The sequence below is a fragment of the Echinicola sp. 20G genome (genome assembly GCF_015533855.1).
Lineage (GTDB): Bacteria > Bacteroidota > Bacteroidia > Cytophagales > Cyclobacteriaceae > Echinicola.
Window position 1 is genome coordinate 469,871 of sequence record NZ_AP024154.1, and the last position, 26,295, is coordinate 496,165.

Here is a 26,295-nt window from a genome sequence, read left to right on the forward strand (position 1 = left end):
TGTTTTGACCAAAAAGAAAATTCCGATGAAATTAAATATTCAAAAAACATATACTAAAGCCTTTGCCATAGCGGCGACAGGAATACTGCTAAGCAGTGGTTGTAGTGAAGATTGGTTGGAGCCTCAACCCCTATCATTTTATGCTCCGGAAAACACCTATAATGAAGCCAGTGGGCTTTGGGGTGCAATGGTTGCCTGTGAAAGAAACCTTAGGCATGAATTAACTGGAGATGGACCTCCAATTTTGACCGAACATATTTTCTCTGAGGTCGCCATTGAAGGCACCACTGATAAATCGGGGCCTGCTCAAGATTTGAATCTTTTGATTACCCCTGATGCCAACCTGAACAGTACAAATACCAATAGAATTGGATGGTATTGGTATGAAGGCTTCAAAGGAATCAAATACGCCAATGTAGTGGTTTCCAGAATAGATGATCCAGAGGATTATGAATCCGAAGCGGAAAGAAACCATATTTTGGGAACGGCCTATTTCCACAGGGCGATGCGTTACTACCGATTGACCCAACAGTTTGGTGACGTTCCTTTGATCCTAGAAGAGATCACTCAGCCTAAACTGGACTTCTATAGTACAGACAGGAAGGTCATACTTAGAAAAATCAAGGAAGACCTAGAATGGGCCGAAGAATGGGTGCCTGATGTAATGGATCGTGGTAGAGTTCCAAAGGGTGCTGTTCAACACCTATTGACCAAAGTCAACTTAGCACTTGGTGAGTTTGATGATGCGATTGCTTCAGCATCACGTTTGATCGATGGTGGGGATTATTCCTTGATGACCGACAGGTTTGGAGCAACCGCAAATGATGCTTCTCGAAATGTAATTTGGGACCTTCACCGACCTGAAAACAAATCCCTTAATTCAAATAAAGAAGCTATCTTAATGGTCATGGACAGGATAGATACAGATGGTAATAGTGGTGGTATGACCAGTATGAGACAGGCTGTTCCTTTTTGGGGCAACAACATTAATACCCCTAATGGAAACAAAGGAACTTCTGACAAAAACAACATAGAAATCGATCAAGTAACTGCTTTAGGTAGAGGTATAGGGAGGCTAAGAGGAACCTGGTATCATCAAAGTATGATTTGGGATGATGAGAAAGACCTGAGACACGCCCCTGGTAACTGGATGGACATGGAAGACATGGTTTACAATAACCCTGGAATTGACGGCAGTGATTCCTACTATGGACAAAACCTGGAATTTAGAAACGCAGATGGTATAGTATTGGTATCTGATACCATCAGAAGCTGGTTCTCTTGGCCTCATTATAAGGTGTACATTCCCGATCCTCAAAGAACCCAACCGCAAGGCGGACATAGTGATTGGTACATCTTTAGGTTGGCAGAAACTTACTTATTAAGAGCAGAAGCGTATTATTGGAAAGATGACCTGGCCAATGCAGCAGCAGATATCAATGCTGTAAGAACCAGAGCAAAGTGTGACCCTTACACTGCTGCGGAGATCAATATAGGAACGGTGCTGGATGAAAGAGCGCGAGAGCTTTACTATGAAGAGCCAAGAAAAACTGAACTTACAAGGATGTCCTATCTCTTTGCCCAAACAGGTAAATCAGCCTATAATGGAAAAAGTTATAGCGAGGAAAATTTCTCTGAAGAAAACTTTTTCTACGATAGGATTATGGAAAAGACAGATTATTATAATAAAGGTGTCTTTACCAGACATGGAGATACCTACACCATGAGCCCATATCATGTACTATGGCCAATTCCTGCTGATGCAATAAACTCCAACACAAAGGGACAAATCAATCAGAACAAAGGTTATGCCGGTTTTGAAAACAATGTACCACCTCTGACCACGATAGAGGAAACAGAATAAATAATTATTAAACATGTACTAGCTCCATCGGATAACAGCAATTATCCGGTGGAGCATTTATCGTATATACCACCATTTATATAAAACTTAAAAGCTGAATTGTCTTTGAGAAATTTAAAAATTAAATTAAAGGGCCAAAGACCTAAAGTATTAATCATTATTCCATGTCAAAAGAAAATAACAGCCATAGAAGAAAATTTCTTAAATCCAGTTCTCTCTTGGTAGCTTCAGGGATTCTTTTTCCTAATATCAATTTTGGAAAGGCCCTTGATCCTGCAAGAGAAATCATTGGGCATGGTGATTTTAAATATCGTGTAAAAAAACAATGGGGTAACCAAGACCCGACAAAAATCCCAGTCAAGGACTGTCATGAAATGGTTCAGGATAAAAAAGGCAGATTGATTCTTCTGACCAATGAAACAAAGAACAATATTATTTTTTATGACCGTTCAGGAAAAGTGCTTAAAACTTGGGGACATGATTTCCCAGGAGCCCATGGCTTAACTTTACACAATGAGGGGGGGGAAGAGTTCCTTTACATCACTGACCATGACCGTCACCAAGTCTTTAAAACCACTCTGGATGGAAAAATCCTACTGACACTCGACTACCCTAAAGAAACTGGTGTCTATGAGAAGCCAGAACAATACCGCCCTACCGAAATTGCTATTGGCCCTACTGGGGACATCTATGTGGCAGATGGATATGGATTAAGTTACATCACCCAATATTCCCCAAAAGGTGAGTACATCCGCCATTTCGGAGGAAAGGGTGAAGATCAAGGCAACCTCAAACAAGCCCATGGTATCTGTCTAGATACCCGAAAAACTGACCAACCAGAATTGATCATCACTTCCAGACTGGCCCATGAATTCAAAAGGTTTTCTTTGGATGGTAATCATTTGGAAACTGTTCCTGTAACTGGTTGTTGGATCAACAGACCAGTGATCAAAGGACAAAATTTATATTTCTCAGTACTACGTACCGTAAGCAGGCAAGATTATGATGGACTCACCGTCGTACTCGACAAAAATAATAAAGTTGTCTCTGCACCAGGAGGCTCTGCTCCCGAGTACATTGATGGTAAGCTGCAAACCATAGTTTACGATGGCCACACATTTATGAACCCTCATGATGTGTGTATCGACAATGATGAAAACATCTACGTCCCCCAATGGAATTCTGAGCACACCTACCCTGTACAACTTGAAAGAGTATAGTTTATTAAAATAACCCATTCTAACCGTGATCAACTTTAAGTCCTTCAAACGAATCATTCCCCTTAGCTTTTCAGGAGCCATGGCCATTTTGGTCTTGGGCCTTTCCTGCAATGATAAGGAAGATGAAAAAGTGGACTTTAATGCCGAAGTAAGGCCAATCATCAATAACAAGTGCATTTCCTGCCATGGAGGAGTAAAACAATCCGGAAAATTCAGTTTACTTTTTGAATCCGAGGCACTAGCTGCCACCAAATCAGGTGAGCCTGCCATCATCCCTGGCCATGCCGATGAAAGTGAGATGATCAAAAGAATTCTCCACGAAGATCCCGAGGTAAGGATGCCACCCGAAGGCCCACCTCTTGATCCCAAGGAAATAGACATTTTAAAAAAATGGATCAATCAAGGAGCCAAATGGGAAGATCACTGGTCTTTCATTCCTCCAACGGATAAAGAAATCCCCGAAATAAGCGAATCAGGATGGACAGATAATCCAATCGATGCCTTTGTATTGGAGAAAATGGAAGAAAAAGGACTATCACCTTCTCCACAAGCTCCCGCAGCAACCCTGGCAAGAAGACTGAGCTTAGACTTGACGGGGCTCCCCCCTACACCAGAAATGGTAAAAAAATTAGAAGAAAGTCCTGACTTGGCGACATATGAAGAGTTGGTTGATGAGCTATTGGCCAGCCCGCAATACGGTGAGCGATGGGCAGCTATGTGGATGGACCTGGCCCGGTATGCTGATACCAAAGGTTACCAAAAAGACCGCCACCGCCCAATGTGGAAATTCCGGGACTGGGTCATTGATGCTTTCAATGCAGATATGCCCTTTGATCAGTTTACCATAGAGCAGATTGCAGGTGATCTGCTTCCAGAACCTAGCAAGGATCAACTGATTGCTACTGGCTTTCACCGCAACACCATGACCAACGATGAAAGTGGTACAGATGATGAAGAATTTAGGGTGGCAGCCGTCCTTGATAGGGTCAACACCACGTGGGAAGTTTGGCAAGGCATTACATTTGCCTGTGTACAATGCCACAGTCACCCCTATGACCCCATCAAACATGATGAGTTCTATGAATTCTATGCTTTCTTCAACAACACGTCAGATGCAGACACCTGGACAGACAGCCCAACGATGCCTGTTTATACCAAAATCGAAGAGCAAGAAAGAGCAAATATCCTACACTGGATCGACTCCGTTAAGAGTGCATCTCCAAAAACCAATTATCAATTTGCCCATCAAATCGAAGAAAAAGAAGTCGAATTAAAATCCATTCGACCTGACCCCTTGCCTGTCATGGAGGAATTGTCTGCTGATGAGCGACGTCAAACCTTTGTCTTTGAAAGGGGCAACTGGATGGAACACGGCAAAGAAGTCCAGCCCGGAGTTCCTGGCTCTATGCCCAAATTTCCTGATACTCTACCCAAAAATCGCTTAGGCTTGGCCAAATGGATTGTGAGTGACGACAACCCACTTACCGCCAGGGTAACAGTCAATAGAATTTGGGCCCAATTATTTGGACGAGGCATTGTAGAGACCCAAGAAGATTTTGGTTCACAAGGGTTTGAACCCACCCATCCTGAACTTCTGGACTGGATGGCGGTCAATTGGATGAAGGAGCAGCATTGGCAACTTAAACCATTGCTGAAAATGATGGTCATGTCGGCCACCTATCGCCAGTCCTCTGAACTTAGCAAAGAAGCCTTGGAAAAAGATGCCGCCAATTATTGGCTCAGTCGTGGCCCAAGAGTGCGTTTGACCGCCGAACAAGTCAGGGACCAAGCACTGGCCGTGAGTGGTCTGCTCAGTAAAAAAATGTTTGGCCCATCTGTAATGCCACCTCAGCCAGATGGTGTTTGGCAAGTCATCAATAACCCTGAAAAATGGATAGAAAGCAAAGGGGATGACAAGCACCGAAGAGGAATTTATACTTATTGGCGAAGGACAAGTCCCTACCCATCTATGGTCAGTTTTGACAGCCCCAGTCGTGAGTTTTGTGTAAACAGAAGGATTCGTACCAATACGCCCCTACAAGCTTTGGTGACCATGAATGACCCTGTTTATGTGGAAGCGGCACAGGCACTGGCTCTTAAAATGAAAGCTGCTGGCAGCACACTGGATGAGCAGCTGAAAGAAGGTTATGAATTGGCCCTGTTCAAGCAGCCCAAACCTCAGGTGCTCAGCTCCTTGGAAGAGCTCTATCAGACCGCATACCTGCATTTCGAGGCCAACGGTGAAGGACTGGAAAACTTAGGAAAGCAAGAAACAGATCCATCCATCAATGCCCTGACCATGGTTGCCAATTCCATCCTTAATTTGGATGGATTCATTACAAAAGATTAAGCTAAAACTCTAAATACCCCGTCATGAACTTGTTTGAAGAAGTTGTATATAAAAATGCAGAGCTGAATACCAGAAGACACTTTCTCAAAAAATGCCTTTCGGGAATGGGAGGACTGGCACTTGGTTCACTCTTGGGAAGTTCATTGACTAGTTGTGGCAGCAATGATCCGACCGGCCAAATGGCTGACCTGAATAACCCCATGAAAGCCTTGCCCAGCCATTTTATCCCCAAGGCCAAAAGGGTGATTTACCTGCACATGGCTGGAGCCCCATCACAGCTGGAGCTTTTCGACTTCAAACCTGAACTACAGAAACTCAACGGACTGGACTGTCCTCCTTCTCTTTTAGAAGGAAAAAGGTTTGCCTTTATTCAAGGTACCCCCCAAATGTTGGGCCCTCAATATCAGTTCAAACAATATGGTCAATCTGGTGCTTGGGTATCTGACCGCTTACCCTACTTTTCCCAAAGTGTAGATGATGTGAGCTTTCTAAAAGCCATGCACACCGATGAATTCAACCATGCTCCTGCGCAACTTTTGATGCAGACTGGCAGTGCGAGACTAGGCAAGCCAAGTATTGGTTCTTGGGTCACTTATGGACTGGGATCTGAAAACCAAAACCTACCGGGATTTGTGGTTTTTGTATCAGGAGGAACCACCCCTAGTGCAGGTAAAAGTATATGGGGAAGTGGCTTTCTTCCAACTGTTTACCAAGGAGTACAATGCAGGTCCAAAGGTGACCCCGTACTCTATCTTTCTGATCCAAAGGGAGTCAGCAGGGAGTTGAGAGAAAAAACCATTGACATCATCAATGACATTAACCGTCAGCAATATCAGGAAGTGGGCGATCCAGAAATCATGACCCGAATTTCCCAATATGAAATGGCTTTTAAAATGCAAATGTCTGTTCCCGAAACCATGGACATTTCGGATGAGCCGGAATACATCCACGAAATGTACGGCACAGAACCGGGTAAATCATCCTTTGCCAACAACTGCCTTTTGGCAAGAAGGTTGGCTGAAAAGGGTGTTCGTTTTATCCAGCTCTACCATTATGGTTGGGATTCCCACGGCTCCAACCAAAAAGAATCTCTCCACCACGGCTTCAATGACCGCTGCCAAGAGGTGGACAAGCCCATGTCCGCGCTGCTACAAGACCTGAAGCAAAGAGGATTGTTAGATGACACCTTAGTGATCTGGGGCGGAGAGTTTGGCAGAACCCCCATGCGCGAAAACCGGGGTGGTAAAGAAATGAAATTTCAGGGCAGGGATCATCACTTAGAAGCCTTTACCATTTGGATGGCTGGTGGAGGTGTGAAGCCTGGCCTTTCCTTTGGTGAGACAGACGAAATTGGCTACTATGGAATTAAAGACCGTGTCCACGTGCATGACTTACAAGCTACCATACTTCACCTTTTAGGTATGGACCATGAAAAACTGACTTACCAATTTCAAGGTAGGGACTTTAGGCTTACTGATGTCCATGGAAATGTTTTCGAAAAAATCATTGCTTAAAAATTCATAACGAGAGTATTTTATACTTCGTCCCTTTTAAGACCTATATAAAAGAAAGTTTTCAAAAGAAAAAAACTTATATTAACTATCGAAATCTTGACACTAGACGTACTGGTAATATATTTTTGTTAAATTGCTACATCAATCTTTTTTGTAGTGCAAGTCACAGGCGTTTAATTTGGCAGAGTTGACAAAAGGCTTTTACCTTGGCAATCGTGACTCCACTTCAAAATCATGAGATTTGAAATGGCTTTTGCAAAGCCAAAATATACATGAGCAACAAGAAACAAATAACATCCTCTTCTCCCTTCAAAAAGACTGCGGTTCTTTCTGTGCTAAAATGGTGTTTTTGTTTATTCTTCCTTTTAAGTTTCACGGTCCAAGCTCAAAAACACCTGAACCTGTATCAATTGCCCCTGGAAGGCCTGAGCGATGTGGAAGTCCAATCCATTTATCAGGATCATTATGGTTTTCTTTGGTTTGGCACTGCCAATGGACTGAATCGATTTGATGGGCAAAAATACATTCATTTTTCATATCAGGATGGAGATGAAAGCAGCTTATCCAGCAATCAGGTGAATGCCATCATCGAAGATGAAAAAAACAACTTGTGGGTTGGGACAAAATATGGTCTCAACAAGTTTGACCGGAACACCAACACCTTTAAAAGGTACTTGCCAGCAACCAATGACTCAAGTTCCATTCCCGGAAAAAACATCAAAGTGCTGTTTCTTGACCAGTCCCAAAACCTTTGGATTGGAACCAATGAAGGACTTTCCCAATATGATGCAAATAGTGATCAATTCATCAATTATTTTCATCAAGAAGGAAACCCAAATAGCTTGAGTGGCAACAGTGTCAATCAAATTATTCAGGACTCCAAAGGACGACTTTGGATAGGAACTAACTATTCGGGGGTTAGCCTTTTTGAACCCAAAAAGAATGTTTTCATCAATTTTAAGCATGAACCTTCCGACCACGAAAGTCTCAGTGGAAATACCATCATTTCCCTTTTTGAAGACAGCTATAAAAATATCTGGATAGGCACCATCAGAAATGGATTGAACAGATTTGATGAAAGCACCCAAACTTTCAAACATTATACTCAAGGGAGTCACAGAGGAAGCCTTGCTACTAATTCCATCTATTCCATCACAGAAAATATGGATAGAAACCTGATTATTGGTGGAATGCAAGGCGGAATGAGTATTTATAACCGAAACACGGATACCTTTGTCAGGTACAATACCAAGGGACAAATCAACCTTAAAGGAAACACTGCCAGCGTTCTTACTGACTTTATCACCAAGGAAAAACAAATCCTAATTGCTACCAGCAATGGCGGGGTAAACATCTACGACAACCACCCCAGTAATTTTAAAACTTATCAACAAAACCCACTCAATGATCAGGGGTTGAGCATCGACCATGTCACAGCTTTATTGACTGATGAGAATGGACTGATTTGGGTCGGCACCAATGGCGGTGGGCTGAACCAATTTGACCCTGAAAGCGAGAAGTTTACCCACTTTCTTAAAAGCAACCAAAAGGGTTCATTAATGGATAACACCATCCTTTCCATTTCAAAATTCAATGGTAAAGACATCTTACTACTCAACACCCAGTTGAACGGATTGGCCATCTACGACAGGTCCAATGGCCAGTTTGTCAATATCGATATCTCGCTTCCGGATACACAGGAAACTAATATCAAATCCATTGTAATCGACCAATTTAATAAAGTATGGATCAGCACTGCAGAACAACTTTTTGTATTGAAAGATCTCAAGGCAAGTCCTGAAAAAATTATTCAGTTAAAAGGAGAAGGGGACGAAACCTTCTCAAGCTTACTGGAAAACAAGAATGGAAACTTACTGGCTGCCACCAACCTGGGCATCTACCAGATCGAAAATAAGTCAGCTTACCCTAGTTCCTTTTTGCCTTTCCCAAAGTCTCCCAATCAAACCTTTAACATAAGTGGAATAACAGAAGACTCAAAAGGACAAATTTGGATTTTCACCCAGCAAGCGGGAATTTGGCGTTTGGAGGAGAAAAAATTCATCCAAATCCCAAGTGGATCCCTTGCCCAAAAACAAATCAGCAACTTGTTTTTCAGTGACGAGACCCTATGGATTACGGCAGACAATGGCTTATTTCGTTGCAAACTTAACAATGACTCCATCGACATTGTCAATCACTATACGGCTACAGACGGTTTGCCCAATAGTGTTTTTTCCAGAGGAGCGGTGACCCAAAGTAAAGATGGACATTATTTCTTAGGGAGTTTGGGGGGCTTGAGTTCCTTTCACCCTGACAGCCTCCAGACCAACCCCAACATTCCTCCCATTGTGCTGACCAGTTTATCCATTGACAATAAAACAATCCCTCAGGGAACCAAGGGGATTTTGGAAAGGGAAATCAACCAAATGGAACAGATCACACTTCCAGAAGGCAGCAATGATTTCAGTTTGTCCTTTGCCAGTCTGAACTATATCAAGCCTGAAAAAAACCAGTATGCGTATAAATTAGAAGGGATTGATGAAGACTGGACATATACTACCCATACCTCGGCCAACTATGTCGACCTACCACCTGGAAGTTATACCTTTACAGTCAAAGGCAGCAATAATGATGGTTTGTGGAATGAAAATGGCCGATCCATCAAAATCAAAGTCCCGGGAAACCCCTATTTCAGCTCTTATTGGCTTATAGGTTTATTTGTTCTATTAGTCCTTTCAGGTGCATATATCTTTATCACCAAACAAAAGCTCTCTCAATCCAACATTATTGTACCTCAAAAACACCCAGTTCCAAAACCAATTTTGGACGAAGGCGAAATAAGGTCACTTGAAAGCAAAGAAGAGTCATCAGATGATTTCTTTGAAAGGGCCAAAAACATTGTATTGGCCCACCTGCAAGAGGAAGATTTTGATGTGAATATGCTTAGCCGAGAGCTTGGAACAAGCCGTACCCAGCTCTATCGAAAATTCAAGGAAAACAATGGCGACACGGTGTCTTCCTTTATCAAAGAAATCAAACTCAACAAAGCCTACCAACTTTTAACCACCTGTCAATTTACTATCACGGAAGTATACCAAATGTCCGGCTTCAAATCAGCTTCCCACTTCAGTAAATCCTTCCAAACAAGATTCGGACTATCCCCTTCTGAATTGATCTCCCAACACAAAAGAAAATCCAAACAAATAGCGAATTCCTTCTCAAACCCTTCATAAAAGGACATTTGGAACAAATAAACAAGTGATTTGGGACGATAGGAAAAGCATAAAAAAGGATAATTGGGCATATTTGTAGCATATGCTTTTTTAATAAAAGGCCATAGAGACATCAAATATGAACAGAAGACAATTTGCTAAATTCAGTGTTTTAGCATCGAGTGCTATAGCTTTTCCCAACATCAATTATGGCAAAGAAAGATCATCAAAAAACCCCATCATTGGCCATGGTGATTTTAAGTATAAGGTCTACCAAGACTGGGGAACCCAAAGTCCTTTAAAATATCCGGTCAAAGATTGCCATGAAATGGTTCAGGATAAAAAAGGCCGATTGATTTTACTTACCAACGAAACCAAAAATAATGTTATCTTTTATAGTCGTTCAGGAAAGGTATTGAAAACTTGGGGGCATGATTTTCCCGGTGCTCACGGTCTGACTTTGCATCAGGAAGGTGAAGAGGAATTCTTGTACATCACTGATCATGACCGACATCAAGTTTTCAAGACTACTTTGGATGGAAAAATCCTCCTTACACTGGATTTCCCCAAAGAAACCGGTGTCTACGACAAACCTGAACAATATCGCCCCACAGAAACCGCTATTGGCCCTAACGGGGACATATATGTAACTGATGGTTATGGTCAAAGTTACGTGATACAATATTCGTCCAAGGGGGAGTACATCAGGCACTTTGGCGGACGTGGAAATGAAGAGAACCAACTAAAGCAAGCCCATGGAATTTGCTTGGACACCAGAAATCCGGATAACCTGGAATTGCTGGTTACCTCACGAGGTGCTAAGGAATTCAAAAGATTTACCTTAGACGGCAAATACCTAGCAACCATCAAAACACCTGGCTGTGCCATTAACCGTGGAGTGATCAAGGGAAAAAACCTTTACTTCTCCGTGCTGGAGACTAAGACCCCTTGGGCCTATGACGGGATGGTCATTGTACTCAATGAAAACAACGAAATTGTTTCTGCTCCTGGAGGATCAGCGCCAAAGTACATCGATGGTATGCTTCAGAATATGGTCTCGGATAACATAAGCTTTATGAATCCACATGATGTTTGCATAGATGAGGATGAAAACATCTATGTACCTCAGTGGCTTTCTGGAAGAACCTATCCTGTCAAGCTAGAAAGAGTCTAACGAAAATGCGAAATAACCTTTAATGAATGGTCTAATGATGACACGATATTTAATCTTTTTTTTAAGCATCTTTACGGTGGGAATATTGACCTTTTTTTCTTGCAACAATCAAGAAGAAAAAGTTGATTTTAATGCTGAAGTCCGCCCTATCCTAAACAGCAAGTGTATTACTTGCCATGGAGGGGTAAAACAATCTGGTGACTTTAGTTTGCTTTTTGAATCTGAAGCTTTGGCAGCCACTAAATCCGGACACCCTGCCATCATTCCAGGTGATGCAGAAGGAAGCGAGATGATCAAAAGGATTTTGGAGGATGATCCTGAACAGCGTATGCCACCAGAAGGCCCATCGCTTAGCAAAGATGAAGTCAATATCCTAAAAAAATGGATCAATCAAGGTGCGAAGTGGGAAGACCATTGGTCATTTGTCGCACCAGAAAAACCCGAATTGCCACAAGCTGACCTTCAAGAATGGGAAGAAAATCCAATTGATCATTTTGTATTGGATAAAATAGAAGAGAAAGGACTTTCTCCATCTCCACAGGCTGATGCCAACACTTTGGCAAGAAGGCTGTCCCTTGACATTATTGGGCTTCCGCCTACTCCAGAGATGGTCCAAAAACTAAATAGTGACCCTTCTCTGAAGAATTATGAAAGCTTGGTGGATGAACTTTTGGATGCTCCCCAATTTGGAGAAAAATGGGCTTCCATGTGGTTGGATTTGGCCCGGTATGCTGACTCCAAGGGCTATGAAAAAGACCTCCACCGTGATATGTGGAAATACAGAGATTGGGTCATTAAAGCCTTTAATCAGGACATGCCTTTTGATCAGTTTACCATAGAACAGTTGGCCGGAGACTTATTGCCCAACCCAAGCAAAGACCAATTGATCGCTACAGGCTTCCACAGAAACACCATGACCAATGATGAAGGGGGGACCGATGATGAGGAGTTCCGTGTTGCTGCAGTTTTGGACAGGGTAAACACTACCTGGGAAGTTTGGCAAGGCATCACCTTTGCCTGTGTCCAATGCCATAGTCACCCCTATGACCCCATTAAACATGATGAATACTATGAGTTTTATGCCTTTTTCAACAACACCGCTGATGAGGACAGTTATCCCGTAGAGAAACCTGTTATACCAGTGTATACCGAGGTGGATAACCAGAAAAGGGAAGAACTTCTCAATTGGATAGACTCTGTCAAATCCAACAAAGTGAATTACAGGTTCGCCTCAACCATCAAAGAAAAAGAAGCGGAACTCAATGAGATCAAGCAATACACCTTGCCAGTTATGCAGGAACTTCCCGAGGAGGAAAGAAGGAAAACTTTTGTTTTCGAAAGAGGTAACTGGACTACCCATGGGAAGGAAGTGACCCCAGGTGTCCCTGGCTCCATGCCCAATTTGGAATCCAATACCAAACCTGACAGGCTTTCCATGGCGAAATGGTTGGTTAGTGAAGAAAACCCATTGACTGCTAGGGTGATGGTCAACAGGATCTGGGGACAGTTATTTGGAAAAGGCCTCGTAGAAACCCAAGAGGATTTCGGTTCTCAGGGAATTGAGCCTACCCACCCCGAGTTATTGGACTGGTTGGCCATCGAATGGATGCAAAAAGACCAGTGGCACCTAAAAGCATTGATCAAAAGGATCGTCATGTCAGCCACCTATAGACAATCCTCAGAGGTAAGCCCGAAAACCCTTAAAATAGACGCTGCCAATGACTATTTATCCAGGGCACCAAGGGTAAGGTTATCTGCTGAGCAAGTCAGGGATCAGGCTTTGGCGGTCAGTGGTTTATTGAGCGATAAAATGTACGGGCCATCCGTAATGCCTTATCAGCCAGAAGGTATCTGGCAAGCCGTATACAATGGTAGTTCCTGGGAAAAAAGTAAAGGAGAAGACCAATACAGAAGAGCCGTCTACACTTACTTGCGAAGGACCAGCCCATACCCATCCATGACGGCTTTTGATGGGCCTAGCCGAGAGTTTTGTGTCAATCGAAGAATCGACACCAATACACCACTACAAGCCTTGGTTACCCTAAATGATGCGGTATTTGTAGAAGCAGCACAAGAGGTTGCCAAAAAGATGCAAGCTGCCGCAGATCAGACCAAAGATCAAATTATTTATGGCTATGAACTTGCGCTTTTCCAATCTCCATCAGAAGAAGACATGAAAATCTTGATGGAACTGTATACCAATGCCCATTCGCATTTTGAGACTACTGGGAAAGGCCTGGAAAACATGGACAATAAAACCACTGACCCAGCATTGAACTCGCTTACCGTAGTGGCCAATGCCATATTGAATTTGGATAAGTTCATCACTAAAAACTAAACTCGCTAACAACTGATATCATGAATATATTTGAGGAAGAACAATATAGACAGGCCGAACTCAATACCCGCCGGCAATTCCTAAGGAAATGCATCTCAGGAATGGGAGGAATTGCTTTAGGCTCCTTAATGGGTAGCGCCCTGACCAGCTGTGGAAGCGATTCCAGCAGCTCAGGACTGGTCAGAAGCAGTGATAATCCGATGGGTGCCCTTCCTTCCCACTTTTTACCCAAAGCCAAAAGGGTTATTTACCTCCACATGGCAGGAGCTCCTTCCCAGTTGGAATTATTTGATTACAAGCCTGAACTTCAAAAACTGGACGGTCTGGATTGTCCTCCATCTCTTTTGGAAGGAAAAAGATTTGCCTTTATCAAAGGCACTCCTAAGATGCTTGGCCCTCAATTTAATTTTGCCCAGCACGGTCAATCCGGGGCTTGGATGTCTGATCGCCTTCCCCACCTTTCCAGCTGTGTGGATGATATGACCTTCCTCAAGGCCATGCACACCAATGAATTCAACCATGCTCCTGCCCAGCTGCTGCTCCAAACCGGTAGTGCCAGATTGGGTAAGCCCAGTATGGGTTCATGGGTCACTTATGGACTAGGTTCTGAAAACCAAAACCTTCCTGGGTTTATGGTCTTGGTATCTGGAGGAAAAACCCCTAGTGCCGGTAAGAGTATCTGGGGCAGTGGCTTCTTACCTACCGTCTATCAAGGGGTACAATGCCGCTCCAAAGGTGATCCCGTGCTTTATCTTTCTGATCCAAAAGGGATGAGCAAGGCTTTGCGCGAGCAGTCCATCCAAGCCATCAACAAGCTCAACCAAAAGCAATTCGAGGAAATCGGAGATCCTGAAATCATGACCCGAATTTCCCAATATGAAATGGCCTTTAAGATGCAAACCTCTGTCCCGGAAACCATGGATATCAAGGACGAACCAGAATACATCCATAAAATGTATGGTACCCAACCTGGCCAATCCTCCTTTGCCAACAACTGCCTTTTGGCTAGGAGGCTGGCAGAAAAAGGGGTTCGCTTTATCCAGCTTTACCACTGGGGATGGGATGCCCATGGAGCTGCTAAGAGTGAAGCAATCAACCATGGGTTCAAAGAACGCTGCCATGAAGTAGATCAACCCATTGCTGCCCTGCTGAAAGACCTCAAACAAAGAGGCCTTTTGGATGACACCTTGGTGGTATGGGGTGGAGAATTTGGCAGAACACCGATGAGGGAAAACCGAGGTGGCAAAGAAATGAAATTCGTTGGTCGTGACCATCACTTGGAGGCTTTCACTACTTGGATGGCCGGTGGCGGTATCAAACCAGGCATGACCTATGGTGAAACCGATGAGATTGGCTATTATGGAATCAAAGACCGTGTCCATGTCCACGACCTTCAAGCGACCATCCTGCATCAGTTGGGATTGAACCATGAAAAGCTCACCTACCATTTCCAAGGTCGGGACTTTAGGCTGACCGATGTTCATGGAGAAGTGGTGAAAAAAATCATTGCCTAATTGAACTATAATGACCATGAATAGTATCTTCATCTACTGATAACAATATTCCCTTAAGCATGAGAAAGACCGTTTACCTATTATTGATTTTTCAACTGATTACCATTCCTATTTTATATGCGCAAGGTGTGGATGCTGCTGCAGAAGAAACTTCAGACCTATGGTTGTTTATCGGTCGCTTTCACCCTTTGATCGTACATTTGCCAATTGGTTTTATCATGCTTGCCTTCCTGATGGAAGTCATGGCGAGGTGGCCCAAATTCAAGCATTTGGAGCAAAGTGTTTCCTTTGTCCTGACCTTGGGCATCTTGAGTTCGGTGGGTGCCGCTGTCTTTGGCTATCTGCTTTCCCTCAGTGGAGAATACCAAGGAAGCACCTTGGATTGGCACCTTTGGCTGGGCTTGTCCACCTTGGGTTTTGCCATCATTGCCTTGGTGTTAAAAGTAAAACAAGCCAATACCGCATACTTCACCTTTCTATCGGCCAGTGTCATTTGCTTGACCTTGACAGGACACCTTGGCGGTAATCTTACCCATGGCTCGGATTACCTAGTGCGGTATATGCCCAACACTCTTCGTGCCATGACGGGTATGCCACCCAAGCCAGAGAGCAAGCACAAGCCCATCACCAATTTGGAAGAAGCCATTGTCTTTGATGACCTGATCAAGCCTATCACGGACAATAGCTGTGAAAGCTGCCACAACGCCGAAAAAACCAAAGGAAACCTTAGGCTGGATACCAAAGAAGGATTCCTTAAAGGGGGTGAAAATGGCCCATCACTGGTGCCCGGACAAGCAGCCCACAGTGAGCTGATCAAAAGGGTTAAACTCCCCAAAGACCATGAAGATGTGATGCCTCCTGAAGGTAAAAAGCCCTTGAGCAAAGAGGAAATTGCCCTGCTGGAATGGTGGATCAATAATGACGCTTCCTTTGATAAGAAAGTCGCCGAAGTAGAAGTCCCTGATGATATCAAGGAAATCCTTGATGCCTTGGTCAATCCACAGCAATCCAGCCTGAGCCCTCTTTATGCCATGGAGGTCAAGCCTGCTTCTCAAGATGAGGTGGAAACACTAAAAGAAATGGGCTTTTCCGTTTCTCCTATTTCTGCAGAAAGCCCATTTATCCAAGTGAGCTATTTGATTTCAGGACAACCCCTGAACGATGAAAGCATAAAAGCCATAAAAAAAGTGGCCAAGCAAACCACTTGGCTTAATCTGGGCAAGGCAGCTTTGGCAGATGGGCAGAAATTCACCTTCCTGAAAGACTTCAACCACCTGACCCAATTGCATTTGGAAAAAACTGCCATCACGGACGAAGAAGTGAAGGACCTGGCCCAAATGGAATTTCTGGAATACCTGAACCTGTACAATACGGCCATTACGGACAAAAGTGTGGAACCCCTCACCGCCCTGAAAAGGCTGAGAAAGATTTACCTTTGGGAAACCCAAGTGAGTGAAGATGGAAAATCTTCCCTGCAAAAAGCCATCCCTGAGTTGGCCATTATCGCTGATGGACTTCCCCAAAACTTTGATGTCCCTTTGGACTCCCTCAATGACAGTACCGTCATTGCCACCAAATAATTGAATACTTTGAATAGCGCTAATAGCCATTGAATACCAAAACATGAAGAAGAACAACCAATTTGACCGAAGAAAATTTATAAAATCCAGCTCTGCCCTGGTAACCTCCAGCTTTTTACTGCCCAATATCAACTTTGGAATGAGCAAAAATCCAGAAGATGAAATCATCGGGCATGGTGACTTCAAATACAAAGTCAACAAAAACTGGGGTACACAAGACCCCGCCAAGTACCCTGTAAAAGACTGCCATGAGATGGTACAGGACAAGCAGGGCCGATTGATCCTGCTTACCAATGAAACCAAAAACAATGTCATCTTCTATGACCGCTCCGGTAAAATCCTCAAAACCTGGGGCAATGACTTCCCGGGTGCCCATGGCCTGACCTTGCATGAAGAAGGTGGAGAGGAATTCCTTTATATCACCGATCATGACCGTCATCAAGTTTTCAAGACGACCTTGGACGGTAGGATCCTTTTGGTATTGGACTACCCCAAAGAGACAGGCATGTATGAAGGGCCCAGCCAATACAAACCTACCGAAACCGCCATCGGCCCCAATGGAGATATCTATGTCGCAGATGGTTATGGCAAAAGCTACGTCATCCAATACTCCCCAAAAGGAGAATATATCCGTCACTTTGCCGGACAAGGCAATGGAGAGGCGCAGGTCAAGCAAGCCCATGGCGTATGTTTGGATACCCGAAAAGGAACACCTGAGCTTTTGGTCACTTCCCGTGCAGCCCAGGAATTTAAGCGCTTCAACCTGAATGGTGAACATTTGGAAACCATCACCACACCCGGTGCCTGGATCTGTCGTCCGGTGATCAAAGGAGACAACCTTTACTTTGCCGTGATTGTCTCCAAAAGCTGGGAGAATTACGATGGCTTTGTAATGGTCTTGGACAAAGACAATAAAGTGGTGTCTTCACCAGGTGGTACCAAGCCTACTTATGTGGATGGTAAGCTTCAAGTCAGCGAACATATAGGCCAGGCCTTTATGAATCCCCATGATGTTTGCATCGACCAAGATGAAAATATCTATGTCCCCCAGTGGGCCTCCGAAAAAACTTACCCGATCCTATTGGAAAGGGTTTAAACCATTACTTATCAAAACAAGTTGGTCCTCGCTTGCAGCGAGGACCTTTTTTTATAGCATTGCGTTTGCAAAATCGGTTGAGAGGAAGTAAAAGTCGGTTTAGCTTGGAGATACTGCATAGAGGATCAGGGGAGCTTCTTTTCCTTTGAGAGGAATACTTCCCATCTGCTCAAAGTGGAAAGTATTAGTTTCCAGGTCTTGCTTTAGCAGGCTTGAAATCAACAGTTCTTGTCCTAGGGCATTACATTGGCTTTGGATGCGGGCAGCGGTGTTGATGGTGTCACCATGAAAGGCAATTTCTTTTTTAAATTTCCCCACTTCAGTCATAGTCACCACACCGGCATGTAGGCCTGCTTTGAAATGGGGCAGGCAACCGTACTGTCGATGGTAATAATCCTGCTTGGTGGCCAGTTGCTGCTTAAAGTTAAAAAAGGATTTGAGGCAATTTTGGTATTTAATCCCTTCCTCTAGCTTCCAGGTGAGGATCGCTTCATCACCCACATATTGATAGATCTCCGCATCATTTTCAGCCACAATACCCAGATCATTGAAACAGTCCTGAATCAACTTGCTGTATTGAATATGCCCTAGCCTTTCGGCATGTGTGGTAGACGATTGAAGGTCCAAAAACATAAAGATCCGCTCTACCTCCCTTGGGGTGTAGAATTTTCCCCGAAAAAGTTGCCACAGGTTATCCCCTCCAAAATAAAGCTGGACTTGTCGCAGGGCAAACATCAACCCATCGACCACCACAATATAAAAGTAAATGGCAAAGCTTCCCGGTTCGAATGCAAATTCCAAATAGCTGATTTCATCACCAAAAATCCAATAGGCCAAGGAGACTATGGTCCAAAGAAATAAGATAACATAACCTAGCCTTGCCGCCAAAAGACCCTGCAGGGACATTTTCTTATAGCCATGCTTTTCGGTTAAAATCTGGGCATAACCTGAAATAGCTCCAAAGATCACTCCACCGATCAAGGACACCCAAATGGCTTTGCCCAGCTCAAACTGCACCGAGCCCAACTCCTCGGTACCTTCTCCACGCACAATACTCAAAAAAATAAAGGCCAGACACCACCCCACCATATACTGCCTGATAATGGCCCACTTTCGTTTGTTTTGGAGTTTCATTTATTGTTTATTAGGTGGAAGGGAATAAAATGGGATTTTTAGTTTAATTTACTTTTAACACTTATCACTCCAAACCAGTGACCGTTTTCAACAAGGACTTTTAAATCAGTACATCTGAAATGCTTACTCTAGCAGGACGTATTAATAATGTAGGGATTTAAGCATCCGAGTTGCCAACTTGGATGAACGAGAATGCGCTAGAGATAAACATAATGGGGAATAATTCTAAATTTTAAACCTTGATCAAATGGACTTCTCATATGCCTCCATGATCCAACCCTTCAGTTCTGCATCTACCTCCGACACTTCAAATAGCTGCACACGATGGGTGCACATGGTGCCAAAAGGGCCTGAATCTCCCAACCTCTCGGTGGAGGGCTGATCTTTTAACTTAAAGCCCAAATCAATTCTGGTTTTGGTAGCAGGCTTGATCAAGATAAATTGTCTTTTTCGGATGATGCTGACACTTCCCTTTTTGGGGGTGATGGTGACATCTTCTCCCAAGGTTTTGACATAATCGATTAGGGCCTGATAAATCGGCAACAATTCCTCTTTTCCTTTGTATTGCGCTGTAATCAAATCGTCATCGGATGCCGCTTCATCTTTTGACAGCGTCACGATGGTATTGGCAAAACCATGTGTCACCTGATGTTTCTTCTTTAAGTATTGGACTGCTTCAGAATGTTTAGAAAAGGATTTTTCTTTCAAAATCTCCAACCATTCAGTCAGAGACTTACCCGTTTTTTCAGGCATATTGTCGATCATTGTTTGCAGGGCTTTTTCCATAACAGGTGTTTTATGTGCTACCAAAAGTCATTTGAGGTATATTAAAATTAATGATTTCGATGAAAAGTGTAGCGCTTTCTAGCTATTTAAAGTCTCTAGGGCATCTAAAACACAAGAAAGGCCTCACTTGTTGCGAGGCCTTTCTTGTGTTATAGATGTTGACAGCAAACATTAAATAGGTAAGGGTTTAGCCAGTCCTGTTTGATACAGGCCAACTAAGACCTACCAAATTCAACATGCACCATACTACACCTTGAAGCAAAATCCTATTTTAGATTCTCTGTGAAGAAAGTTTCTATTTTTTGGAAAGGGATGACATCCGTTTTATCATATAAATCTGTATGGACAGCTCCTGGAATAATCATCAACTCTTTAGGCTCTGAAGCCTTTTTGTAAACATCCTCACTGAAATACCGTGAATGAGCCTCTTCCCCTGCTATTAAAAGCATCGGGCGTGGTGAAATTTCCTTAATGTAAGTTAAGAGGGGAGCATTCATAAATGGTAAAACATTGGTCACCGTCCATGAGCCATTCGAATTTAAGGAACGTTCATGGAAGCCCCTGTCAGTCTTATAATAGTCCGCATACTCTTTCACAAACTGTGGGGCATCATCACCTATGCCTTCCAATGACTTGGGACCCATTTTGGGAGTTCCATTTTCAGCATCTTCCCATCTTTGCCTGCTTAATTCTTCCAGCATCTGGGTACGCTGCGCTGGAGTGGTGCTCTCAAAATACCCTTCTGTATTCACCCTGCACATATCATACATACTGGTAGTGGCCACTGCTTTTACCCTTTTGTCTACCACTGTGGCATTTAAAGCAAACCCTCCAAAACCACAAATTCCTATGATACCCAATTTATCCCTGTTGACATTTTCCAATAATCCCAAAAAATCAATCGCCGCGCTGAAGTCTTCGGTATTGATATCGGGAGATGCTATATGGCGAGGTTCTCCTCCACTTTCCCCTGTATAAGATGGATCAAATGCCAAAGCAACAAAGCCTAATGTTGCCATTTGATTGGCATAGAGTCCTGATGATTGCTCTTTGACAGCCCCGAAAGGCCCACTAATTGCCAAAGCCGGTAAACTATCCCCTCCACTTTTAGGCATATACAAGTCCCCAGATAGCTCGATTCCATAACGGTTTGTAAAACTTACTTTTTGGCGAGTTACTGCTTCACTTAATTCAAACGTATATTTTTCTTCTTGTACTTTCATTGGTTCACTTTTTAGTTTTTGCACTTCTGTTTTTTGATCTTGGTTACAAGCTCCCAGTATCCATAAGCTTGTTGCCAAAAACATTATCATTTTTTCCATTGGTTTTGCTGATTTGAAATTTTTACTTGATCGAATATTGCTCATCGGTTACTGACTCCTGCCAATCCACTATTCCATTTTCGGTATTCGGTACGATATAAAGTTGCTGAAGGCCAACTTCAGGGCTTGCCCCATGCCAATGCCTTACATTGGGAGGACACTTAACCACATCTCCTTTTTTGATGACCTGTATGGGCTGCCCCTCAATTTGATGATAACCTTTTCCATCTGTGATAATCAGAATTTGCCCCGAAGGATGTGTGTGCCAATTGCTCCTTGCGCCAGGTTCGAAATAAACGTTTCCAACTGCTGTGGTATAAATGGAATCAACCTGCACCAACCCAATATTAAATGCATTTCCAGTAAAAAAGTCTGAGGGACCTTTTTGACCTTTTGGAAAAATCTCCTCCAATTCATGGTTGCTTGTTTTCATTTCTTCTTGTTTTGGCTCCTTGTTGCAGGATAACACCAGAACAAGTACCATCACTGCTAAGATTTTGCTTGATATTTTCATAGGGTTCAAATTAAATTCCTTTAATAATTTTAGCGGGTATTCCACCTACAATTACATTATCAGGGACATCCTTAGAAACCACTGCTCCAGCCGCCACAATGGCATTTTCTCCAATGGTTACCCCTTGGAGGATAGTGGCATTAGCACCAACCCAAGCGTTCTTTTTAATATGAATAGGTTTTGGAACTAGTGAATGTCTGGTATCGGAAGAAACAGGATGTCCTTCAGAAAGCAAACTGACTTTGGGAGCGATTTGTACTTCATCCTCGATGATAATCCCTCCCAGATCAAGGAAAACGCAATCGAAATTGATAAATACATTTTTCCCAATTTTGGTATGCCTTCCATAATTAAGATACAATGGAGTAAACACGAAAGTACTTTCAGGTATCTCAGACCCGGTGATCTCACTTAGCAAGTTCCTAATCTCAACTGGATCCGCTGAATTATTCATCGAAACAAGCAGCTTTTTCGTAGTGTAGGCAGCCTTCGTCAGTTTATGCCTTTCACTATCATTGGAAGTAATCGTTTCTCCCTTGATTAACCGGTCAAAAATATTCGCTTTCTCCATCTTTGTATGCTTTGATACAAAGGTCTGGAATTCCTAAGCGCTCCAGCTAAAACTTTTCAAACCAAAAATTAAGGAATTCACACTTTTTCCATTCGGACAGAAGAAGGGCTTTGGCCTGTATGCTTTTTGAAAAAATTATTGAAATAAGTAGGGTACTCAAATCCTAAGGCAAAAGCGATCTCAGAAATATTCCAATCGGTATGTTTCAAAATTGCTTTGGCCTCGTTGATAATTCGCTCCGAAATATGGGTAGAAGTTGTTTTGCTCGTAACCTCCTTTACGGTCCGGTTCAGGTAATTGACATGCACTGAGAGGTTGCTGGCATAGTCCTTGGCCGTCCGCAGCTGAAGAGGGCGATCGGGACTCTCAATAGGAAATTGCCTTTCCAACAATTCCAGAAAAACATTGGTCAAGCGCTGCGCCCCATTTTTATCTTGATTATAGTTGTCCGATGGTTTTAGCTTTAAAGACTCGTGTAAAATCAAATCAATATAATTACGAATCAGGTCATCTTTGTATTCATAATGAGACTGTTGTTCAGCAATCATTCTTTGAAAAATACTGTTCAAAAAAAGCCTTTGGTCTTCTTTAATTTCAAGAATGGGCGTGCCTCCCACTTTGAACAATGGTGATTTTTGAAGGCTTTCAGATCGTTTTACAGCGGTAAGAAAATCTTCCGAAAATAAAATAGTGTACCCTACATATTTTGTGGATAGCGTCTCCCAAGAGTAGGGGATATTCGGGTTTCCAAAGAACAAAATTGTTCCCTCTGCCTCAAAACTCCTATCAGCATAATGGATTCGGCTTTTCCCTGTGGTCAGGCAAATTTTATAAAAATCCTTTCGGCTATATGCCTTGGTGGCATTACCGTCTTTTTCTATTTGAAAGACATTAAAACCTTTCAACTTTAGCTCATTATTATATTCGGAAAGACTTCTTGACATAGCACAAAGTTAAGAAATTCAAACTAAAATACGGCTAAAAGAGAAACACATCTACCAAAGGTCTATTGCTTAGTGTTTAGTAAAAGCGCTATAGTCTATTTATTCATCTAAAACCAACTCTTACTTTGCTTCAAAGATATTTTCATTATCATCTGACTTTAAAGCCATAGAAACAAGAATCAGTACTGAGGTGAGCTTGACATTCTGGTCAAGTTCTTATAGAAAAGGAATAACAACTTCAATTGTTCGAACTATATTCCCATTTTGAATTTTTCTTTAGTGTAATTTCTACACTTAAAATTTTATTTTCTCCTTTCCTGTGCTATTTTTGGAAAGGTATTCGATTAATAAACCCCTATTTTCAAATAACCCCTAATCATGAAGATTAAACATTTTCTCCTTACAAGCTTAGCTGCAGCTGGTTTTTCCTTACAGGCCACGGCCCAAAAAGCCAGTTTTGAAGTTAATCCTCCTCTTCCAGGCAATCCCGTTATTACTGAAAAATACACTGCTGACCCTGCTGCCATCGTGCACCAAGACACCGTTTTTTTGTATGTCGGTCATGACCAAGCCCCTCCAAGAGAAAATCGTTATGAAATGCATGAATGGTTGATTTATTCTTCCACAGACATGGTGAATTGGGAAGAAAGAGCTGCGGTCAATGTCAAGGAGACCTTTGAATGGGCAGCAGACGATGCTTGGGCATCAGAAGTCATTGAAAAGGATGGTAAGTTTTATTGGTTTGTCACGGTTTCCCATAAGGAAATTCATGGTAAGTCGATTGGCATTGCAGTAGCGGACAGCCCAATAGGGCCTTGGAAGGATGCCCTGGGACATGCCCTGATTACCAACGATATGACCACGGATGCCAAAATCAGTTGGGACGACATTGATCCTACGGTCTTTATCGATGACGATGGATCTGCCCACTTATTTTGGGGAAACACCATTTGCTATTATGCCAAGCTTAAGGACAATATGATCGAGTTGGACAGTGAGATCCAATACATCGACCTACCCCATTTCACTGAGGCTCCTTGGTTGCACAAAAAAGGCAACAATTATTATTTGTCCTATGCTTACAAATTCCCCGAAAAAACCGCCTATGCCATGAGCAAAAGTGTAGCAGGCCCGTGGGAGTTTAAAGGCATCCTTAACGAGGTAGCCGGCAACAGCAACACCAACCACCAGGCTATTATCGAATACAAGGGCAAGGATTACTTTATCTACCACAACGGTAGTATCCCAACGGATGGAGGTAGTTTCCGTCGCTCAGTTTGTGTGGACTATTTGTACTACAATCCTGATGGCACCATGAAGCGAATCATTATGACTTCAGAAGGAGTCGATCCAGCTGAATAACACTATTTAAGGCAGTATCCATACGGGTACTGCTACTTTCTTATTTATCTGAAATATATCCATAGAGCACTCTTTGCTTGAAATTTGACTTATCTTCTTTGAGCCACTCTTCAAAAAGACGGCGACAAAAGCCCCCTAGATCGTAACTCAAGATTTCTTCAGGTTTTACCCATTCAAACTCTTCCGCTTCATCATTCAGCACCACCTCAAAATTATCTGTCCTACAGGTATAATCGATGAAAATAAAATGCCTATCATCCCTAAAATGATCTTGAAGCACACTTTCCTGAATACTCAACAACCTCAAATCATACACTTCCAGTCCAGTTTCCTCCCTGATTTCCCGCTTGAGGGCATCTTCCATCCTTTCCCCCTTTTCAATGTGCCCACCAGGGATCACATATTGGTTGTTCCATTTGACAGATTTACAAAGTAAAATTTCATTTTTAGGGTTTATAATCACCGCTCCTACAGTCGGTTCCGGATATATTGACTCCATGTTTAATCGGCTTTAATACACTTTCGCAAAGCTAAAGCTTCTAAAAAAGAAAACCACAACAAGGAGCAGTTTATCTCCCTACTGTGGCTTATGGTTAGGTGGTTTTAAAAGTGGTTTATTTTACACCGAAGTGGTATTCGATTCTGTGCGTATAAGTTTCTCCCGGATTCAATCTTGCTGAAGGGAAACTCTCTTCATTGGGAGAATTAGGGTAAGTTTGTGGTTCCAGGCAAAGTCCATAATACTGGCCATAAGTCACCCCATCCACGGTGATGGTACCATCAAGGAAGTTACCACTGTAAAACTGAACTGCTGGAGAATCTGCATATAATTCCATTACCCTTCCTGATCCAGCATGATACAATTCCGCCATTTTGGTCATTTGACCATCGCTTTCACTTTTCAACACAAAGTTATGGTCATAACCACCTGGAACTTGGTCAATGCGCTCACCGATCTTATGTGGTGTCGTGAAATCAAAAGGAGTTCCTTCCACTGGAATCACTTCTCCTGTTGGGATCAAAGTCTCATCCACAGGTGTATAATGATCCGCCCAGATCGTCAACTCATGATCTAGGATTGTTTCCTTCAACCCACTTAGGTTAAAGTAGCCATGGTGGGTCAAATTCACGACAGTTGCTTTGCTGGTAGCTGCTTCAAAATCCACAGACAGCTCATTGTCATTGTTCAACTCAAAGGTGACCATGGTAGTCAATTCACCAGGATAACCTTCTTCACCATCAGGACTTACATAGGTCAAGGTCAAACCTGCCTTGGAATCATCTTTGATCACTTTTGCTTCCCAGAAAACCTTATTAAAGCCTTTGTCACCACCATGAAGGTGGTTTGGGCCATCATTGGTGGCCAAGGTATATTCTTCACCGTCCAAGGAGAATTTCCCCTTAGCAATTCTATTGGCATATCTTCCTACCGTAGATCCAAAATAATTGGTACTGCTGCTATATCCTTCCAGGTCCTCATAATGAAGCACTATGTTTTCCAATTTTCCATCCTTGTCAGGAACAACCAACCGAGGAATGACACCGCCATAGTTGGAAATGTCCACTTCGACTCCATTGGCATTTTTTAGGGTATAGATTTGTGCTTCTTTGCCTTCCACAGTGGCATTGGAAACACTAACATTCAGGCCACTGCCTTGGTCTACCACTTCTTCTTCCGAGGTAGACTCTTCATTTTCAGATGATTTTGGGGAACAGGCGTAAAAAGAAAGTGCTCCTGCAAGCACCATCACGCCAAGTAAGTTTGACTTTAATAGGTTCATAGAGTTTATAAGTTATTGA

Annotated in this window: 19 protein-coding genes; 11 read left to right on the forward strand and 8 right to left on the reverse strand. The window is 42.9% G+C overall.

Translation table 11 applies throughout. The annotated features are described in order from the left end of the window. The first annotated feature begins 25 nt into the window (after positions 1-25). The 10 genes from JL001_RS02225 to JL001_RS02270 all read left to right on the forward strand — a co-directional run bounded on the left by JL001_RS02225 (position 26) and on the right by JL001_RS02270 (position 17,862). Entirely contained in the window at positions 26-1,864 is a 1,839-nt protein-coding gene (locus tag JL001_RS02225) for a RagB/SusD family nutrient uptake outer membrane protein (RefSeq protein WP_200974493.1), read from the forward strand. Between the two features lie 164 nt (positions 1,865-2,028). After that, positions 2,029-3,084 carry a 6-bladed beta-propeller gene (locus JL001_RS02230; protein ID WP_200974494.1) on the forward strand — a complete coding sequence of 352 codons (1,056 nt, stop codon included), beginning with the start codon at positions 2,029-2,031 and terminating at the stop codon, positions 3,082-3,084. 25 nt (positions 3,085-3,109) lie between these two features. Continuing rightward, on the forward strand, positions 3,110-5,434 hold the full coding sequence (locus tag JL001_RS02235; RefSeq protein WP_236252680.1) for a PSD1 and planctomycete cytochrome C domain-containing protein: 2,325 nt from the start codon (positions 3,110-3,112) through the stop codon (positions 5,432-5,434). Between the two features lie 23 nt (positions 5,435-5,457). Further along, positions 5,458-6,948 (forward strand): DUF1501 domain-containing protein, encoded by a 1,491-nt coding sequence (locus JL001_RS02240; RefSeq protein ID WP_200974495.1) that lies wholly within the window; start codon positions 5,458-5,460, stop codon positions 6,946-6,948. 272 nt (positions 6,949-7,220) lie between these two features. Then, a complete protein-coding gene (locus JL001_RS02245; RefSeq protein WP_200974496.1) occupies positions 7,221-10,181 on the forward strand; it encodes a two-component regulator propeller domain-containing protein in 2,961 nt (986 codons plus the stop codon). A gap of 118 nt (positions 10,182-10,299) precedes the next feature. Then, positions 10,300-11,334, forward strand: coding sequence for a 6-bladed beta-propeller (locus JL001_RS02250; protein ID WP_200974497.1), 1,035 nt, complete (start codon positions 10,300-10,302; stop codon positions 11,332-11,334). A 34-nt stretch (positions 11,335-11,368) separates the two neighbouring features. Continuing rightward, positions 11,369-13,672 carry a PSD1 and planctomycete cytochrome C domain-containing protein gene (locus JL001_RS02255; RefSeq protein ID WP_236252681.1) on the forward strand — a complete coding sequence of 768 codons (2,304 nt, stop codon included), beginning with the start codon at positions 11,369-11,371 and terminating at the stop codon, positions 13,670-13,672. Positions 13,673-13,692: 20 nt separating this feature from the next. Beyond that, on the forward strand, positions 13,693-15,186 hold the full coding sequence (locus JL001_RS02260) for a DUF1501 domain-containing protein (protein WP_200974498.1): 1,494 nt from the start codon (positions 13,693-13,695) through the stop codon (positions 15,184-15,186). 59 nt (positions 15,187-15,245) lie between these two features. Then, positions 15,246-16,766: a c-type cytochrome domain-containing protein gene (locus tag JL001_RS02265; protein WP_200974499.1), complete on the forward strand. Its 1,521-nt coding sequence runs from the start codon at positions 15,246-15,248 to the stop codon at positions 16,764-16,766. Positions 16,767-16,809: 43 nt separating this feature from the next. Continuing rightward, a complete protein-coding gene (locus JL001_RS02270) occupies positions 16,810-17,862 on the forward strand; it encodes a 6-bladed beta-propeller (RefSeq protein ID WP_200974500.1) in 1,053 nt (350 codons plus the stop codon). A 99-nt stretch (positions 17,863-17,961) separates the two neighbouring features. On the opposite strand, the gene JL001_RS02275 is transcribed toward JL001_RS02270, so the two are convergent. The 6 genes from JL001_RS02275 to JL001_RS02300 all read right to left on the reverse strand — a co-directional run bounded on the left by JL001_RS02275 (position 17,962) and on the right by JL001_RS02300 (position 23,133). Then, positions 17,962-18,996, reverse strand: coding sequence for an adenylate/guanylate cyclase domain-containing protein (locus JL001_RS02275; protein WP_200974501.1), 1,035 nt, complete (start codon positions 18,994-18,996; stop codon positions 17,962-17,964). Between the two features lie 243 nt (positions 18,997-19,239). After that, a complete protein-coding gene (locus tag JL001_RS02280; RefSeq protein ID WP_200974502.1) occupies positions 19,240-19,782 on the reverse strand; it encodes a DUF4287 domain-containing protein in 543 nt (180 codons plus the stop codon). Between the two features lie 266 nt (positions 19,783-20,048). Next, entirely contained in the window at positions 20,049-21,104 is a 1,056-nt protein-coding gene (locus JL001_RS02285; RefSeq protein ID WP_200974503.1) for an alpha/beta hydrolase, read from the reverse strand. Positions 21,105-21,126: 22 nt separating this feature from the next. Continuing rightward, on the reverse strand, positions 21,127-21,537 hold the full coding sequence (locus tag JL001_RS02290) for a cupin domain-containing protein (protein WP_236252682.1): 411 nt from the start codon (positions 21,535-21,537) through the stop codon (positions 21,127-21,129). 91 nt (positions 21,538-21,628) lie between these two features. Next, on the reverse strand, positions 21,629-22,189 hold the full coding sequence (locus JL001_RS02295) for a DapH/DapD/GlmU-related protein (RefSeq protein ID WP_200974505.1): 561 nt from the start codon (positions 22,187-22,189) through the stop codon (positions 21,629-21,631). Between the two features lie 77 nt (positions 22,190-22,266). Next, a complete protein-coding gene (locus JL001_RS02300; protein WP_200974506.1) occupies positions 22,267-23,133 on the reverse strand; it encodes an AraC family transcriptional regulator in 867 nt (288 codons plus the stop codon). Positions 23,134-23,511: 378 nt separating this feature from the next. Here JL001_RS02300 and JL001_RS02305 point away from each other — a divergent pair, with 378 nt between their 5' ends. After that, a complete protein-coding gene (locus JL001_RS02305; protein WP_200974507.1) occupies positions 23,512-24,495 on the forward strand; it encodes a glycoside hydrolase family 43 protein in 984 nt (327 codons plus the stop codon). Positions 24,496-24,535: 40 nt separating this feature from the next. Here the strand turns inward: JL001_RS02305 and JL001_RS02310 are convergent, their stop codons facing one another. Then, positions 24,536-24,994, reverse strand: a complete 459-nt coding sequence (locus tag JL001_RS02310; protein WP_200974508.1) for an NUDIX domain-containing protein — start codon at positions 24,992-24,994, stop codon at positions 24,536-24,538. Positions 24,995-25,109: 115 nt separating this feature from the next. Beyond that, positions 25,110-26,276: an aldose epimerase family protein gene (locus tag JL001_RS02315; RefSeq protein WP_200974509.1), complete on the reverse strand. Its 1,167-nt coding sequence runs from the start codon at positions 26,274-26,276 to the stop codon at positions 25,110-25,112. Positions 26,277-26,295: the final 19 nt, after the last annotated feature.

Coding starts and splice junctions, on each gene's coding strand:
- JL001_RS02225 (WP_200974493.1), top strand. CDS start 26: ATGAAATTAAATATTCAAAAAACATATACTAAAGCCTTTGCCATAGCG.
- JL001_RS02305 (WP_200974507.1), top strand. CDS start 23,512: ATGAAGATTAAACATTTTCTCCTTACAAGCTTAGCTGCAGCTGGTTTT.
- JL001_RS02240 (WP_200974495.1), top strand. CDS start 5,458: ATGAACTTGTTTGAAGAAGTTGTATATAAAAATGCAGAGCTGAATACC.
- JL001_RS02275 (WP_200974501.1), bottom strand. CDS start 18,996: ATGAAACTCCAAAACAAACGAAAGTGGGCCATTATCAGGCAGTATATG.
- JL001_RS02285 (WP_200974503.1), bottom strand. CDS start 21,104: ATGGAAAAAATGATAATGTTTTTGGCAACAAGCTTATGGATACTGGGA.
- JL001_RS02315 (WP_200974509.1), bottom strand. CDS start 26,276: ATGAACCTATTAAAGTCAAACTTACTTGGCGTGATGGTGCTTGCAGGA.
- JL001_RS02270 (WP_200974500.1), top strand. CDS start 16,810: ATGAAGAAGAACAACCAATTTGACCGAAGAAAATTTATAAAATCCAGC.
- JL001_RS02245 (WP_200974496.1), top strand. CDS start 7,221: ATGAGCAACAAGAAACAAATAACATCCTCTTCTCCCTTCAAAAAGACT.
- JL001_RS02295 (WP_200974505.1), bottom strand. CDS start 22,189: ATGGAGAAAGCGAATATTTTTGACCGGTTAATCAAGGGAGAAACGATT.
- JL001_RS02310 (WP_200974508.1), bottom strand. CDS start 24,994: ATGGAGTCAATATATCCGGAACCGACTGTAGGAGCGGTGATTATAAAC.
- JL001_RS02280 (WP_200974502.1), bottom strand. CDS start 19,782: ATGGAAAAAGCCCTGCAAACAATGATCGACAATATGCCTGAAAAAACG.
- JL001_RS02230 (WP_200974494.1), top strand. CDS start 2,029: ATGTCAAAAGAAAATAACAGCCATAGAAGAAAATTTCTTAAATCCAGT.
- JL001_RS02290 (WP_236252682.1), bottom strand. CDS start 21,537: ATGAAAACAAGCAACCATGAATTGGAGGAGATTTTTCCAAAAGGTCAA.
- JL001_RS02255 (WP_236252681.1), top strand. CDS start 11,369: ATGATGACACGATATTTAATCTTTTTTTTAAGCATCTTTACGGTGGGA.
- JL001_RS02250 (WP_200974497.1), top strand. CDS start 10,300: ATGAACAGAAGACAATTTGCTAAATTCAGTGTTTTAGCATCGAGTGCT.
- JL001_RS02300 (WP_200974506.1), bottom strand. CDS start 23,133: ATGTCAAGAAGTCTTTCCGAATATAATAATGAGCTAAAGTTGAAAGGT.
- JL001_RS02260 (WP_200974498.1), top strand. CDS start 13,693: ATGAATATATTTGAGGAAGAACAATATAGACAGGCCGAACTCAATACC.
- JL001_RS02265 (WP_200974499.1), top strand. CDS start 15,246: ATGAGAAAGACCGTTTACCTATTATTGATTTTTCAACTGATTACCATT.